Source organism: Frankia sp. Mgl5 (assembly GCF_023242985.1).
Taxonomy (GTDB): Bacteria; Actinomycetota; Actinomycetes; order Frankiales; family Frankiaceae; genus Parafrankia; species Parafrankia soli.
Genome location: NZ_JALKFY010000445.1, coordinates 1 through 504 on the forward strand (window position 1 = coordinate 1; position 504 = coordinate 504).

Annotated in this window: 2 protein-coding genes; both read left to right on the forward strand. The window is 67.7% G+C overall.

The features are described from left to right. The first annotated feature begins 51 nt into the window (after positions 1 to 51). Positions 52 to 219, forward strand: a complete 168-nt coding sequence (locus tag MXD62_RS10065; RefSeq protein WP_308301229.1) for an ATP-binding protein — start codon at positions 52 to 54, stop codon at positions 217 to 219. A gap of 85 nt (positions 220 to 304) precedes the next feature. Then, positions 305 to 504, forward strand: a 200-nt coding sequence (locus MXD62_RS10070; protein ID WP_248829067.1) for a transposase, incomplete at its 3' end; no start/stop codon positions are given.

The window sequence follows — 504 nt, forward strand, 5'->3', positions numbered from 1 at the left end:
CGGACCGAAGCGAAGGAAGCAGCATAAAGCTGGTATAGTCCGTCTACGTCGGTGTCCGAGAAATGGGCAGCACCTCACACGTTCTCCGACGACGTCGTCGCCGCAGCCATGATCGACCGGCTGGTCCACCACGCCGAGGTCCTCACCCTCACCGGCGACTCCTACCGCACCCGAGCCCGCCGCGACCTCCTCGCCAAAGACCGCACCAACCGCGACTAACCTGACCACCGGGTGCGCAGATTCACTTCGGCAGGAACCGTTCAGTTTTCGCTCGGCGTCAACACGCCAGCTCGCGACCCGGATCGTGGCGCTCACCGCCGAGATCGACGACCTCAACCGCCGGTTGGCCGCCGTGCTCAACCGCCACGCACCCGCCCTGCTCGCCAAAGTCGGCGTCGGACCGGACACCGCCGCGGCGCTGCTCATCGTCGCCGGCGACAACCCGCGACGGCTGACCAGCGACCGATCCTTCGCGGCACTGTGCGGGGTGAGCCCGATCGAGGC